The sequence below is a fragment of the Dactylosporangium sp. NPDC051541 genome (genome assembly GCF_044454505.1).
In the GTDB taxonomy this organism is placed as follows: domain Bacteria; phylum Actinomycetota; class Actinomycetes; order Mycobacteriales; family Micromonosporaceae; genus Dactylosporangium.
Window position 1 is genome coordinate 262327 of the sequence record NZ_JBITDU010000012.1, and the last position, 12919, is coordinate 275245.

Annotated in this window: 13 protein-coding genes and 1 tRNA gene; 8 read left to right on the plus strand and 6 right to left on the minus strand. The window is 69.2% G+C overall.

What is annotated here, in order from left to right; genetic code table 11:
- Positions 1-62: 62 nt before the first annotated feature.
- Both ACIA8L_RS41240 and ACIA8L_RS41245 read right to left on the minus strand, forming a co-directional pair.
- Positions 63-2111: an MMPL family transporter gene (locus ACIA8L_RS41240; protein WP_395913270.1), complete on the minus strand. Its 2049-nt coding sequence runs from the start codon at positions 2109-2111 to the stop codon at positions 63-65.
- An 84-nt stretch (positions 2112-2195) separates the two neighbouring features.
- Entirely contained in the window at positions 2196-3602 is a 1407-nt protein-coding gene (locus ACIA8L_RS41245) for a hypothetical protein (protein ID WP_395913272.1), read from the minus strand.
- 136 nt (positions 3603-3738) lie between these two features.
- On the opposite strand from ACIA8L_RS41245, the gene ACIA8L_RS41250 reads away from it, so the two are divergent.
- On the plus strand, positions 3739-4494 hold the full coding sequence (locus ACIA8L_RS41250; RefSeq protein WP_395913273.1) for a PASTA domain-containing protein: 756 nt from the start codon (positions 3739-3741) through the stop codon (positions 4492-4494).
- 98 nt (positions 4495-4592) lie between these two features.
- On the opposite strand, the gene ACIA8L_RS41255 is transcribed toward ACIA8L_RS41250, so the two are convergent.
- Positions 4593-4868: a hypothetical protein gene (locus ACIA8L_RS41255; protein WP_395913275.1), complete on the minus strand. Its 276-nt coding sequence runs from the start codon at positions 4866-4868 to the stop codon at positions 4593-4595.
- Between the two features lie 378 nt (positions 4869-5246).
- Between ACIA8L_RS41255 and ACIA8L_RS41260 the strand changes: the two genes are divergently transcribed.
- From ACIA8L_RS41260 to ACIA8L_RS41275, 4 genes are all read left to right on the plus strand, one after another.
- Entirely contained in the window at positions 5247-6047 is an 801-nt protein-coding gene (locus ACIA8L_RS41260) for a helix-turn-helix domain-containing protein (RefSeq protein WP_395913277.1), read from the plus strand.
- The gene (locus ACIA8L_RS41265; RefSeq protein ID WP_395913278.1) at positions 6047-6274 is read left to right on the plus strand and encodes a DUF397 domain-containing protein; all 228 of its coding nucleotides are present in this window, start codon (positions 6047-6049) and stop codon (positions 6272-6274) included. The genes ACIA8L_RS41260 and ACIA8L_RS41265 overlap by 1 nt, the downstream gene beginning before the upstream one ends.
- Before the next feature lie 227 nt (positions 6275-6501).
- The gene (locus ACIA8L_RS41270; RefSeq protein WP_395913280.1) at positions 6502-6990 is read left to right on the plus strand and encodes a hypothetical protein; all 489 of its coding nucleotides are present in this window, start codon (positions 6502-6504) and stop codon (positions 6988-6990) included.
- 349 nt (positions 6991-7339) lie between these two features.
- Positions 7340-7636, plus strand: coding sequence for a hypothetical protein (locus ACIA8L_RS41275; protein WP_395913282.1), 297 nt, complete (start codon positions 7340-7342; stop codon positions 7634-7636).
- A 110-nt stretch (positions 7637-7746) separates the two neighbouring features.
- On the opposite strand, the gene ACIA8L_RS41280 is transcribed toward ACIA8L_RS41275, so the two are convergent.
- The 3 genes from ACIA8L_RS41280 to ACIA8L_RS41290 form a co-directional block, all read right to left on the minus strand.
- On the minus strand, positions 7747-8553 hold the full coding sequence (locus tag ACIA8L_RS41280) for a WecB/TagA/CpsF family glycosyltransferase (protein ID WP_395913283.1): 807 nt from the start codon (positions 8551-8553) through the stop codon (positions 7747-7749).
- A gap of 1 nt (position 8554) precedes the next feature.
- Positions 8555-9628, minus strand: a complete 1074-nt coding sequence (locus tag ACIA8L_RS41285) for an NAD-dependent epimerase/dehydratase family protein (RefSeq protein ID WP_395913285.1) — start codon at positions 9626-9628, stop codon at positions 8555-8557.
- Positions 9629-9935: 307 nt separating this feature from the next.
- Positions 9936-10018: transfer RNA gene (locus ACIA8L_RS41290), tRNA-Leu, on the minus strand.
- A gap of 169 nt (positions 10019-10187) precedes the next feature.
- Here ACIA8L_RS41290 and ACIA8L_RS41295 point away from each other — a divergent pair.
- Genes ACIA8L_RS41295 through ACIA8L_RS41305 form a run of 3 tightly spaced genes read left to right on the plus strand, consistent with a single transcriptional unit; the run spans position 10188 to position 12910 of the window.
- Positions 10188-10970, plus strand: a complete 783-nt coding sequence (locus ACIA8L_RS41295; protein WP_395913374.1) for an FhaA domain-containing protein — start codon at positions 10188-10190, stop codon at positions 10968-10970.
- Positions 10971-11012: 42 nt separating this feature from the next.
- Positions 11013-11492, plus strand: coding sequence for an FHA domain-containing protein (locus tag ACIA8L_RS41300; protein ID WP_395913287.1), 480 nt, complete (start codon positions 11013-11015; stop codon positions 11490-11492).
- Positions 11489-12910, plus strand: coding sequence for a PP2C family protein-serine/threonine phosphatase (locus ACIA8L_RS41305; RefSeq protein WP_395913288.1), 1422 nt, complete (start codon positions 11489-11491; stop codon positions 12908-12910). The genes ACIA8L_RS41300 and ACIA8L_RS41305 overlap by 4 nt, the downstream gene beginning before the upstream one ends.
- Positions 12911-12919: the final 9 nt, after the last annotated feature.

Here is a 12919-nt window from a genome sequence, read left to right on the forward strand (position 1 = left end):
GGTTACTGAGACAACCCTCAACACGACAGCCGGGCGTCGGAACCACGACCCTTGTCAATATCTCACCGGCCGGTCCGCGAGAACGGCAGTGACCACCGCGGGGCCCACCAGTTCCAGCGGTCCAACATCGCCATCAGCGCCGGCAGGAGCAGACCACGGACCACTGTCACGTCGATCAGGATCGCCACCGTCATGCCGACGCCGATCTCCTTCACCGCGACCAGACCGCCCGCCGCGAACCCGAGGAACACGATCCCGATGCAGACCGCGGCCGCCGTCACCACCGGACCCGAGTGCGTGATACCGCGCAGGACGGCCCGGTCCGTCTCCGGCCGCCGCTCGTACTCCTCCTTGATCCGCGCGAGCAGGAACACCTCGTAGTCCATCGACAGTCCGAAGATGAACACGAACAGCAGCACCGGTGTGGTCAGGTCGAGCCCGCCCCACGAGTCGAAGAACAGCGGCACCGCGCCCCAGCCCCACTGGAACACCACGACCAGCACACCGAGCGTCGCGGCCAGGGTCAGCAGGTTCATGAGGACGGCCTTGAGCGGGATCACGACCGAGCCGGTGAGAGCGAAGAGCAGGACGAACGAGACCAGCAGCACGATCCCGGCGGCCGCGGGGAGGCGACGGGCCAGGGAGTCGCGGTAGTCGACCACCTCCGCGGCCGGACCCGTCACCCACTTCGCGAACGGCGTGCCCATCGCGCGGACGTGGCGCACGATGTCGTACCCGGGTCGCTCGCCGGGGCCGCCCTTCGGCGTGAGATCGAGGATCGTCCAGCCCGCGGGCACATCGCCGCGCAGGGACTGGCGCAGCACCGAGGCCTGCAGCTCGTTGCCGATCCGGTTCATGAGGTCGCGCACCTCGGCCCGCTCCGGCCCGGCCTGGATCAGCACCGAGACCGGCTGCGGTTCGCCGTTGAGAAACTTCGATTCCTGGATGTCGTACGCCCGGCGCGCCTCGTTCGACCGCGGGAGTGCACGGGCGTCGGAGTTGGCCAGGTTCGCGCCCAGCAGCGGTGCGGCGAGCACCAGCAGTCCGAGCGTCGCGAGCAGGGCGGTCTTCGCGGGCTCCCGCTGCGCGCGGGTCGCCAGGCGGGGCAGGAGTCCGGCGAGCCGATTGCTGTGCGGTCGCCGGCTTATCGGCAGGAGGGCGAGCAGTGCCGGTACCAACGACAAAGCAACGATCGTCGTCAACGCCACGACCGCGGCTCCGCCCAACGCGACCGCGGCCAGCAGGGGCTCGGCGAACGCGGTCAGCCCGGCCAGGGTCAGCGTGACCGCCAGCCCGGAGATCGCGACCGCCCGCCCGGCCCGGTGCATGGCCACCTCGAGGTCCTGCTCCTCGCGATACCTGGCCACCACGAGCAGCGAGTAGTCCACCGCCAGGCCGATGCCGAGCAGGGTGACGACGTTGAGGGAGTACTCGCTGACCCTGGTCACGTGGCTCAACCCGAGCAGGACGAGCAGCGAACCGCTGACGCTCACGGCCGCGACGACGAGCGGGACGGCCGCGGCCAGGAAGCCGCCGAAGAAGAGGTACAGCGCGACGAGCAGGACCGCGAAGGCGACCCCTTCACCGATGGCCAGGTCGTGGACGGACTGGTCGGCGAAGGCGCGCTCGGCCAGCTTGGTCCCGCCGACCTCGACCGTGGGCGCCGCAATCCGCTGGAGCCGGGCCCGGACCCGGTCCTCGAGGGCCTCGCGCGGCCCTTCGGCCAGCCCCGGCTGGAGCTCGACCTGCACGCTGACGCTGCGGTTGTCGGCCCCGATCCGGCCGCCCTGGCCGGTGTAGAGATCGTTGACCTCTTTGACCCCGGCCATGGCGCGGATGTCCTGGGCCGCCGAGCTCACACCGGCGACGAGCGCCGGGTCGTAGGGCTCGACCCCGTCGATGACCGCGAACACCAGCGCACCGGTCGGTGCGATCTCGTCGATGTGCCGCTGCCCGGCCGCGGACTCACTGTCGGCCCGGTTGGTACTCGTGGTGGCGAGCCGATCGAACAGCCCGCCGCCGAACACCGCCCCGGCAACGGTCACCGCCAGCCAGACCGCCACAACCACCCACCGGCCGCGCACCATGAGCGCGCCGAGTTTCGCGAACATCGCCGTATGCAAGCACGCCTTCCGCGCGCCCGGCATCGGCCTAAGCGCTACTCCGCCGGCTTGCCCCGGCCCCGGCCATTAGCGCTACTCCGCCGGCTTGCCCCGGCCCCGGCCGCGGCCGCGGGACGGCTTGGCGGTCGACGGTGCGTCCTCGGTCGTCGACTCGGTCGGCCAAAGTGGCGCGACGGCCGGGCGGGCGGTGCCCGTGGCGGCCGGCTTGGCCTCCGCGGTGGCCGCGGCGTCGGGCTCGTCGAGCTCGGTGTCCTCGGCGTAGGCGCGGTTGGCCGAGTCCGAGGTGTAGGTGCGGCCGGCCGCCTCGCTCTTGCCGTAGGCGCGGGACGGGGCGTAGGCATCCGACTCCAGGTCGGTGGCCGAGTCGAGCTCGGGCACCGACGCGGAGCCGACGGACGCGGCGCCGACGGCTACCGGCTCCTTCGCCCACGACGAGCTCGAGGTGGTGATCGGGGCCTCGTCGTCCTCGGCGCCGCGGCGGGACTTGGCGTCGTCGGCGTCGGCCAGGGCGGCGGTCCATTCGGAGTACTGGGCGGCCGAGCGGGCGTCGCGCTCCGCGGCCACGGCCCGGCGGTTGGCGCGCGCCTGTGCGCGGGAGCCGCGGGGGCCGATCGAGGAGACGATGACCGAGCCGGCCAGGCCGGCCAGGACCGCGTAGGGGGCGATGACGAACGCGGACAGGTGCTGGTCGTGCTCGCCCAGGGCGGGCATGGCCAGGAAGTAGGCGATGGCGACCAGCAGCGGACCGGCCAGGCCGGAGACGGCGACGCCGACGCGGTGGTCGCCGCGGCGGGCGGCGGGCCAGGCGGCCAGGGCACCGATGATCAGGGCGATCAGGATCATCAGCAGGGCACCCGGCAGGTTGACCATGCCGTTTATCCAGGTCGCGTCGGTGAACTGCCAGGTGCCGAGCTGGGCCGCGGTGGCGGTGTCGCCGTCGACGCGGACCACGTCGGCCACGGCCACCACGGCCAGGGTCCACAGCCAGGCCGACGAGGCGATGACGTTGGCCGCGATGGCCCGGGCGGCCAGCGCGGCGATGGCCACGAGCAGGCCCACGATCAGGCCGGCGATGGCGTAGCCGCCCGCGGTGAAGTAGGGGGCCGCGTTGTCCGGCCGCGGCGCCCGGGACGGGATCGCGACCAGCGGCACGACGATCAGCGAGCCGACGGCCGCGGCCAGCGCGACGACCACGCGCCAGGCGACGATCAGGGCCTGGCCGCTGACGCTGTCCGGGTTGGCGGGGACCGGGGCGCCGGCGCCGGCGAGCCGATCGGCGCAGATGGCGCCGATGACCGTCGACGTGGCGGCCAGCCAGGCCACCCAGGCCAGGCTGCTCACCCAGACGGTGGCGCTGCTGCCGGTCGGCTGCCAGGAGATGATGCCGAGCCCGTAGCCGAGCCCGAGCTGCGCGGCACCCGCGCCGGCCGCGACGCCGACCGCCGTGAATATTGAGGTCACCCAGCTTCGAGCCGCCATGCCGCGCACTATAGGCCTCACGGTCCACCCCGGCGAGTTGTTGTCGGGGGTACGTCAACGCGCTACTCCTCCGGCGCGGGTGGGCATGTCGCGGCGTACCGGCCGGCCGGTCGGACAAGGTGGTGAACTGGGAGGTATGGCGAACCAAGCCGACCGGCCCGACGACGAGTCCGCGACCCGGCAGTTCTGGCCGTTCCAGCACGGCGACGACGATCCCGACCCGGACGCCACCCAGCTCCAGCGCCCGGTCGACGCGACGCAGCGGGTGCGGCCGACCGCCCGGATCGTGGAGGACGGCGAGCGGGAGCGATGGTCGGCGCGGGCCGGGGTGCCCGCGCCCGGCGACCCCGCGGTGCGCCGGCCCGCGCCGCCGGAGTGGGCGGAGGAGGAAGAGCCGGAGGAGGACCCGTATCAGGGGCGCTCCTGGCTCATGCCGGTGATCGTCGGTGTTGTCGCGCTGGTGCTGGTCGGCGCGCTGAGCCTCGGGTTGTACCTGATCTACCGCGCGACGGCCGACGGCCAGAACGCGCCCGGCGATGTCGAGTCGTCGTCGCCGGTCGCGGCCTCGTCCGCACCGCCGTCGAGCGCCGCGCCGCCGTCGTCCGCACCGCCCTCCTCGGAGGCGCCGCCCAGCGAGGGGCCCGACCCGGTGGTGATTCCGCCGCTGCGGGGCAACACCCTGGCCGAGGCGACGGTGAAGCTGCAGGGGCTCGGGCTCAACGTGAAGGTCGAGCGCACGCCCGATGACTCGCTGCCACCCGGCGAGGTGCTGTCGGTGCGGCCGGGTGAAGGGCAGACCGTGCTGCCCGGCGAGACGGTCACGCTCGTGATCTCCGCGCCGGTGACTACGGAGCCGGCGGTACCGCTCCCAAGCGCGTCAGCGAGCCGATGACCTCTGCCGATGACGCCTCTGCGACCTCTGGAAATGACGCCTCCGCCGGTCCGTGGAGCAACCGGCGGAGGGGGCGATCGTCTTTCTGAGGGCGGAGGTCAGCCGACGGCTACCGGCAGACCGCTGCGGATCGGAACAGCGGACGAGCGCTGATTGCGGGCTACGAAGCCCGGCTGCAGGCCCTGGAGCAGGACGAAGATCGAGCGGCGCTCCACAGCGTCGCCCGAGGCGTTGAGCTGGTATCCGTCCAGCCAGGCCCAGCCGTCGTAGGTCTGCCAGTCGTGAACGCGGATGACTCGGAACAGCATGGGCTGCGTGAACTGCACACTCGCGGTCTTCGTCACGCGCAGCACATCACCAGTCCTGGGTAACACCGTGGGACTCCCGTCTTTTCCGTCGGCTTGTGGGGAAGGCCGGTCACGGGGCCCTTCGCGAGGGCTTGTCCGTAACCGCCGATCGGGTTCGATCGTTTGTCGCTGCGTCCACCTGAGGGGGATTGGTCGTCCAAATGAACAATCCGTGACCCCAGCCACACGGACAGGTTGCCGTACAACGGTGATCAATGCAACTTGCAAGACGAAGTTTCCACCGCAGGTATGAGTCACAGAATGTTGTGCCCAGTCGCCTTGCGCGGCTTTACGATGTTGCGCTGATCTATACGTAAGTCATCTACGTAGATCTCGTGGCGTGGAGGTACGACAGACGTGGCAAGTCGACGAGGCAGTCCGACCCTCCGGCGCCGCCAGCTGGGCATGGAGCTGCGCCGGCTGCGGGAGGCCGCGCACGTCACCATCGACCAGGTCGCGGATCGGCTGGAATGTTCCGGCTCCAAGATTTCTCGGATCGAGACCGGCCAGACGGGTGTCACGCCACGGGACGTTCGCGACATGTTGGACATTTATGGCGTAGATCCGGAATATGCCGATCAATTGCTCAAAATCGCTCGCGAGGCACGGCAGAAGGGCTGGTGGCAGCTGTACGGCGACGTGCTGACGAGCGCCTACGTCGGCCTGGAGGCCGCAGCCGACCACATCCGCTCCTACGAGGCGCTCGTCGTTCCCGGGCTGTTGCAGACCGAGGAGTACGCGCAGGCCATGATCCACGCCGCCCGGCCCGACATCGGCGCGAACGATGTCGAGAAAAGGGTGCGTGTCCGAATGGGCCGTCAGTCGTTACTCACTCAGGATGACCCAATCGATCTCTGGGTAGTGCTGGACGAGGCCGTCCTGCGCCGCCCAGTCGGTGGGAGGGCGGTCATGCGCCGCCAGCTCGAGCACCTGAGCCTGGCGGCCAGCTGGCCCAACGTGACCCTGCAGGTCCTGCCCTTCTCCGCCGGCTCACACGCCGGGATGGACGGGGCATTCACGATTTTGCTGTATGACGAGTCTGCCGGGCAGAACTTCGTGTTCGCTTCGAACGCGGCCGGGGGTCTCTTTCTCGAGAAGGACGACGAGCTGCAGCGCTACGGATTCATCTTTGACTACTTGCGCGCCAACGCACTCCGTCCGGACGAGTCAGTGTCATTGTTCGTGAAGCTGACAAAGGAGCTGTAGTGGAAATCGAGGCCAAGGGCTTCAGCGTGAACCTCGAGGGTGCCGCCTGGCGCAAGAGCACTCGTAGCGGGCCCTACTCCGACAACTGTGTCGAGGTGGCGTTCGTCGGCGGAGCGGTGGCCCTCCGCGACTCGAAGGACAAGGCCGGGGCGGTACTGCTGTTCACCCCGGAGGAGTGGCTGGCCTTCATCGGCGGGACCAAGGACGGCGAGTTCGACCTGGCGTGACAACACGCCGTCTTAACCAGCCGGTCCGTTCCGCGGTTTCGCCCGCGGGACGGGCCGGTTCGTTTTACGGCCGAATTCCCTCTCCGGGTGGGTGGTCTTCCGGGGCCTTTGCGCGGGCCAGGGGACGTCGAGGCGTGGCGTTCCACCAGCAACGTCGTTGTAGATATGAGTGCCGCGAATCGCACCGATTGCGTCACTTCCCCCCGAGTGAGATAAGGCTTCCTACCGTGAACATTGGCCCCGAAAACTTCGGCAACGGATCGTCGAAGACCGACGACCGTTTCTCCGGGCAACTGGGTAGCTACCGTCCGGGCGGTCGCCGGGACGGCATCGGCGACGGGCCGCTCGACGACCTGTCCCCCCGCAACGGCTCGCCGCTGGACCGGGCGTCGATGCCGCTGGACATGACGCCGCCCAAGCTCCCCGAGTCCTCCCTCGTCGCCGACCTCGGCCCGCTCACCGGCGGCTCGTTGAGCTCCGGGTCGCTGAGCTCCAACCCGCTCGACGGCCCGCTGCCCGAGCCGATGTTCGGCCGCGACTCCTGGCTGGACGCGCCGAGCGCCTCGATGGCCGATCACCCGTTGTTGCGGGGCCTGCTCATGGAGCTCCCGCCGAAGGGCACGATGCCGCAGCAGGAGTGGCTGGACCGCTGGTTCGAGGCCGCCCGCAGCATCATCGAGCTCATCTACTCCCAGGAGTCCCGGCAGCTGAAGTAGGCCGTCGCGCGGCCCTGGCGCGCCTTTGCCTGTCTATCGACAGGTCGATCCGCACCCTGTAGAAACAGGGTGGACTCGACCTGGGGAGGTCGGACGGGCTCCGGGTGCGCGGACCGTGTCTCCGGAGCCCGTCATGCCAACCGGCAAAGAAGCCGGCGAACCGGCTCAAGACGACCGCGCGGCAGCCGATCCTTGTCGGTGAGCAAGATCAGTCATATCGGCCGAATGCCCGATTGGTCGCGCCACCTTCAGGCCAGGGGCGGTGTCGCAAAGTTGATGGTCGATCTTGAAATGTCCGCTTAGCTTTGGTCAAAGTTTGCCGGTGTACCGGGCTGCAAGGGAGAGTGACGTGACCGATCTGATCTTCGCCTGCGTCAGCGGGTTCGGCCTGCTGGCCCTGAGTGTCGGCGCTTTCGGCGTCCTGGACGCCTACCACAAGCGCGGCATCGGGGAGAGGCGGGTCGACTGGCTGGTCACCCTGTACGCCGTGGGCGTCACGGCCAACATTGTCGCCTACGTGATGCTCGACCGCTGGTACATCGCGGCCCCGCTGGCCCTGATGCTGTGGCCGGCCGAGCAGGCCTTCGAGAAGCGTGGCACCTTCAAGCGCCGCGCCACGAAGGTCGACGCCATCACCGGCCGCTGATCCTCCGACTACGCGGACGTCCCACCAGGCGGACAAATCGCCTGATGTGAGATATCCAACGCGAATGGGCGCCTCTTGGGGCGCCCATCGGCATGTCCGGCCAGACCGCGCTAGACGGCGAAGTGCTGCAGGGGTTCGGTTGCCGGGGGCGGCGGGGCGGCGCGCCACAGGCGGGCCTTCTGAGCGCCCAGCCGGGCCAGGTAGTTGGGGTTCAGGAGGATGTAGCGGCGCCAGAGGCGCTTCGGCTCCAGGCCCAGTCGCCACAGCCACTCCAGGGCGTAGCGCTGCATCCACGCCGGCGGGTTCTTCAGACCGCCCGCGTGATAGTCGAAGGCGGCCCCCACGGCCAGCATCGGCGCGTCCACCAGGTGCTTCATCGCGTAGACGAAGACCTCCTGGCGGGGGCAGCCCAGCCCGACCATGACGACCCGGGCGCCCGAGGACTTGATGCGGGCCGCGATCTCCTCCGGCTCACCGTCGGCGGCCGGGCGGAACTTCGACGGCTCCATCCCGGCGATCTTCAGGTCGCTGAAGCGCTCGTGCAGCTTCGCGGCCAGGCGGTCCAGCGTCTCCTGGGTCGAGCCGTAGAAGTAGACCGGCAGGCCCTCCGCGGCCGAGGCGGCCAGGACCTTGAGGGTCAGGTCGGGGCCGTAGACGCGGTCGGCCAGCTGCGCGTGGTGCAGCAGGTTGAGCGCCCACCGCACGGGCTGACCGTCGGGGGTGACCAGATCGAACGAGTTGAGCCGGGCGCCGTGGGCCTTGTCCTGCACCCCGGTCATGACCCCGTGCACCGCCAGCGCGGTGACGGCCAGGGAGCGCTGCTCGCGGGCGGCCCGCAGCACCGTGTCGACGGCACTGTCGTAGTCGACCGCGCTGACCTCGACCCCGAGGACGTTCTGCTTGCCCTGATCGATCACGTCAGGCTGCCGGCGTCCACTTGCCGACGTTGGCCTCGTAGATCTCCTGGCAGATCATGGGCACGTCGTAGACCTGCTTCCACTCCGGGTAGTCCAGCTGGAACCGCTCGTTGGAGCCGATCCACCAGATGTGATCGCCGACCCGGTTGGCCTCGTGGTATTCGGTCACCATCTCATTGCCGGTGATCTGCTCGGCCAGCTTGAAGACCTCGAGGTGCGAGGTGTTGGAGTGCCGGCCGCCGCCGAGGTTGTAGACCGCCGCTGAGCGGGGGCTGCGGAAGAAGGCCTCGAAGGCGGCGACGACGTCGTGCGAGTGGATCGCGTCGCGGACCATCTTGCCCTTGTAGCCGAAGATCTTGTAGGTGCGGCGCTCCATGTTGCAGCGCATCACGTATCCCAGGAAGCCGTGCAGCTCAGTGGCCGAGTGCGCCGGACCGGTGAGGGTGCCGCCGCGGAAGCAGGCGGTCTTCATGTCGAAGTAGCGGCCGTACTCCTGCACCATGACGTCGGCCGCGACCTTGGACGCGCCGAAGACGGAGTGGAGGCAGGCGTCGATCGACATGTCCTCCTTGATGCCGTTCTCGTAGGCGTGCCCGGCCTGGATCTCCCACCGGGTCTCGAGCTCGTCGAACGGCAGCGAGTTGGGCCGGTCGCCGTAGACCTTGTTGGTGGAGCAGTGGATGAACGGCGCGTCGATGCAGTGCTCGCGGACGTTCTGCAGCAGGTTGAGCGTCCCGCCGGCGTTGACGTCGAAGTCGGTGAACGGGTCGCGAACCGCCCAGTCGTGGGACGGCTGCGCCGCCGTATGGATGACAACCGAGATGTCCTTGCCGTACCGCTTGAAGATCGAGGCGAGCGTGTCCCGATCCCGGATGTCCACATCATGGTGGGTGTAGCTCTCACCGAGGTCACTCGTAAGCCGGACAACGTTCCAGGCCGTGGACGCCTCAGCCCCGAAGAACCGGGCCCGCATGTCGTTGTCGATCCCGACGACATCCAACCCCAGCGAGGCAAAGTGCCGAACCGCCTCGGACCCGATAAGCCCAGCTGACCCAGTTACCAGTGCAACACTCACGGAACGGCAGCATACCCGCGCCCAGATAAGGGTCCGATCGCGGCGCGTGGAGTCAACAACCCGACGGAACACCGACGCACGCAGACCGCAACCTCCAGCCAAACGCGAACGACAACTCCCACCCGCCCGCGGACCGCACCTCCCACCCGGGGCCCAGCGCCGACGATCCGCAACGGAGGAGTGCGATGGGGGTGCGGGTGGCGAAGCCCCTGCTGGGGAGCAAGCGCGGAGCGCGAGCGCGAGGAATGCCACCGCTGCAAGGCGAAATGGTGAAAGGGCCACCATGAGCATGGTGACCCCTCAGCGGTGGGGAAGGGGGGAGTTGAACCCCCACGCCCTTTCGGGCACACGGACCTGAACCGTGCGCGTCTGCCATTCCGCCACTTCCCCTTGGACCAGTTAGGAGACTAGCTCCTGTTGATCCGGCGCTCCAGAGCATAACTTCACTCCCACTCGGCAGAATCACCGGGTAGGCACTAGGCTTCCCTGGGCGCCACGGAAGAGTAGCACGGGCCGACCGGTCAGCTTGCATACGGGCGTGCGACGTCCGGATACCATCATGACCTCGGAACCCGAGGAGGAACCGGTGAGTGTGCTGCAGCGCTTCGAGAAGCGCCTAGAGGGCCTGGTCGAGGGGGCCTTCGCCAAGGTCTTCAAGGGGGTCGTCCACCCCGTGGAGATCCTCAACGCCATGCAACGGGAGGCGGAAGCCCACAAGGCGATTCTGGCCGGCGGGCGCACGCTCGTGCCGAATCGCTACGTGATCGACCTGTCTCCCTATGACCACAGCCGGTTGGCGCCCTATGCCGCCGCGCTCGCCCAGGAGCTGGCCCAGTCGCAGGCCGAGTTCATCGGTGAGCAGGGCTGGACGGTCTATGGTGACGTGATCGTCGAGATCGAGCGCGGCGATGGGCTCGACACCGGCATGTTCCGGGTGACCGCCGAGGTCTACACGGGTGCCGACGTCGCGCCGCCGCCGGCTCCGGACCCTTACGGTGGCTACAACCAGCAGCCGGCCGGGGGCTACGGCCCGCCGCCGGGTGGACCCGGTGGACCGGCTCGCAACGTTCGACTGGTGTCCGGCGACGGGCGAAGCTACCCTCTGTCGATCGGATCGACCGTGATCGGCCGGGGCGACCAGGCCAACATGCGGCTTCCCGACGTCGGAATCTCGCGTCGCCACGCGCGGCTCGACTTCGACGGGGCTCAGGTCGTGCTGACTGATCTCGGTTCGACGAACGGCACGATGGTCAACGGTCAACGCGTCTCCGCGGTCGCGTTGAACCCGGGTGACATGATCCAGCTCGGCACGACCACGCTGACCTACCGCGTGGATGGATGACCGTACTTTCACGTAGGCGGAATCTGAATGAGCGCGTCGTAGATGGACTTCGTCATCACGGTCGCCCGATACGGGCTGCTCGTGCTGCTGTGGATCTTTGTATTCACGGTGGTGGGAGTGATCCGCCGGGACCTGTTCGCGGGCTCGCGTTCGAGCCGGATCGTCGCCGCACCCCGGGGGGTTGGTGCGGTGACGGCTCCTGGCCGTCCGGCGAAGGTCAAGCGGGGCAAGACCGCCAACCAGCTCTTCGTCACCGCCGGTTCGCTGGCGGGCACCCGCATCACCTTGGGTGAGGCTCCGATCACGATCGGGCGGGCCGAAGACTCGACGCTGGTGATCACGGACGACTACGCCTCGTCGCGGCACGCCCGGCTCGTACCTCGCGCCGGCCAGTGGTATCTCGAGGACCTGGGCTCCACCAACGGGACCTACCTCGACAAGACCAAGGTCGGCGCGCCTACCCCCGTCCCCCTCGGCGTGCCGATTCGCATCGGCCGCACTTCTATCGAGTTACGGCCATGACCCTCACATTGCGCTATGCGGCCCGCAGTGACCGCGGTCTGATCCGGAGCGGTAACCAGGACTCCGTCTACGCCGGACCGCGGCTGCTGGCCGTGGCCGACGGCATGGGCGGCATGGCCGCCGGTGACGTCGCCAGCAACATCGTCATCGCCACCATGGCGCCGCTCGACGAGGATGTCGCGGGCAACGCCATGATCGACACCCTCCGGGGTGCGGTCGACCTGGCGAACCAGCAGATCCGCGATGCGGTCGAGGAGAACCCGGCCATGGAGGGCATGGGGACGACCCTGACCGCCATGCTGTTCTCCGGCACGAAGATGGGCATGGTGCACATCGGCGACTCCCGCGCGTATCTCGTGCGCGACGGGGAGTTCGCCCAGGTCACCAAGGACGATACGTATGTCCAGATGCTCGTCGACGAGGGCCGCATCAGCCTCGAGGAGGCCAACAGCCACCCGCAGCGCTCCCTGCTGACCCGGGCGCTGGACGGCCGTGACGCCGACCCCGAATACTCGGTGCGGCAGGTGAAGCCGGGCGACCGGTATCTGCTGTGCAGTGACGGGCTCTCGGGTGTCGTGAGCGCGGAGACCATCGAGTCCACACTGCGGGAGTACGTCGACCCCAACCAGTGCGCGGCCCGGCTCATCGAGCTGGCACTGCGCGGGGGCGGGCCCGACAACATCACCGTGATCGTCGCCGACATCACCGACGAGGACATCGTCGAGGCCCGGCCGATCGTCGGCGGTGCGGCCGCTCAGGACCGCGGCATGGCGACCTCGGCCGACCAGTCGATGTCCTCGGCCCGGGGCGCCGCGCTGGCCGCGCCGCGCCCGCCGGTGCCCGAGGACGAGGTGCCGGCCCGCGGCCACGCCGACACGCGCGACGAGGACGAGGGGCGGCGGCGCTCCCGCCACCCGGTGCGCACCACGATCCTCCTCGTGGTCCTGCTCGGCCTGCTCGGCGGCGCGCTCTGGTACGGCTGGTCCTACACGCAGTCGCGCTACTTCGTGGGCGTCACGGACGCCGGCCGGGTCGCGATCTTCAAGGGCTCGCCCGGCAAGATCGCCTGGCTGAAGCTGGGCGAGGTCTACATGGAGAGCTCGACGCTCACCATCGACGACCTGACGCCGGCCGCGCAGAGCACGGTCCGCCAGGGCATCACGGTCGACACGCTGCAGCAGGCCAAGGACAAGCTGGAGCAGCTCGAGAACCCGGCCAACCCCGCGCGCAAGCAGGTGTGCCCGACGGGGCAACCTTCGGACACCGCCTCGGCGTCTCTTACCGTGTCGGCCACGACGGACCCGAGTGTCACCGCGACGACTCCACCGGTCGGCGGCGATCCCGCCTCTCCACCTTCGCCTACTACCGCGCCGACGTTGTCCGCGACGTCGACCCCGACCGCCGGCGCCAGCTGCTGACGTGCTGAG

Coding starts and splice junctions, on each gene's coding strand:
- ACIA8L_RS41240 (WP_395913270.1), bottom strand. CDS start 2,111: ATGTTCGCGAAACTCGGCGCGCTCATGGTGCGCGGCCGGTGGGTGGTT.
- ACIA8L_RS41295 (WP_395913374.1), top strand. CDS start 10,188: ATGACCTCGGAACCCGAGGAGGAACCGGTGAGTGTGCTGCAGCGCTTC.
- ACIA8L_RS41305 (WP_395913288.1), top strand. CDS start 11,489: ATGACCCTCACATTGCGCTATGCGGCCCGCAGTGACCGCGGTCTGATC.
- ACIA8L_RS41260 (WP_395913277.1), top strand. CDS start 5,247: ATGGAGCTGCGCCGGCTGCGGGAGGCCGCGCACGTCACCATCGACCAG.
- ACIA8L_RS41250 (WP_395913273.1), top strand. CDS start 3,739: ATGGCGAACCAAGCCGACCGGCCCGACGACGAGTCCGCGACCCGGCAG.
- ACIA8L_RS41300 (WP_395913287.1), top strand. CDS start 11,013: ATGGACTTCGTCATCACGGTCGCCCGATACGGGCTGCTCGTGCTGCTG.
- ACIA8L_RS41245 (WP_395913272.1), bottom strand. CDS start 3,602: ATGGCGGCTCGAAGCTGGGTGACCTCAATATTCACGGCGGTCGGCGTC.